The 634-nt window shown below is 46.8% G+C and carries 1 protein-coding gene; it reads left to right on the plus strand.

Annotated elements, in window-relative coordinates:
• The coding region (locus AB4512_RS21650; RefSeq protein WP_372175620.1) for a GNAT family N-acetyltransferase at window positions 1-634 on the plus strand (634 nt) is incomplete at both ends.

The raw sequence follows: 634 nt of genomic DNA on the forward strand, positions 1-634 counted from the left end.
TTACTGGCAAACCAACTTGGCTGTACTCAGGCGGCGACCAGTCGTTGCCTTCGAGTTATGCGCATTGCTGTTTCAGCACGTCATCAAGGTTTGGGTATTGGCCGTTGGATGTTGGCTCAGTTATCACAGCAAACCAGCCAAGCAGATTACCTGGCGACAAGCTTTGGCGCGACCAGCGAATTGATTTCTTTTTGGCGGCGTAGTGAATTTGAAGCTGTGCACATCGGCCACCAGCGAGATCAGGCAAGTGGCTGTCACTCGGTTCTGATGGTTAAGGCGCTTAACTCAAACTCTCAAGGCTGGATAAACCAAGTTCAAAATCATTTCGAGCGTAGCTACTGTTTTCTTGTTTCAGGTTCTTTGGTTTCACTTGAAACCCATATGGTACGAGCGCTGCTGCCAAAGAGTGTCCAAACCGTTAGCGAGTTTGAAACTCAGTTAGTTAGAAATTACGTGAACGGTGGCAACAGTTATGATGCGATCAGCTTCAGCGTACTGAACTTGATTCTACTCAGTAACGATCGAAACGTAGGTATTTCTGACTTACTCATCGCAAAGGTTGTTCAGCAGAAAGAGTGGGAGGCTTGTGTCGAACAGTTTAATCTGGTTGGTCGTAAACAAGCAGAGATTCAGT

This window comes from Vibrio sp. 10N.222.52.B7, assembly GCF_041474275.1.
GTDB lineage: Bacteria > Pseudomonadota > Gammaproteobacteria > Enterobacterales > Vibrionaceae > Vibrio > Vibrio crassostreae_C.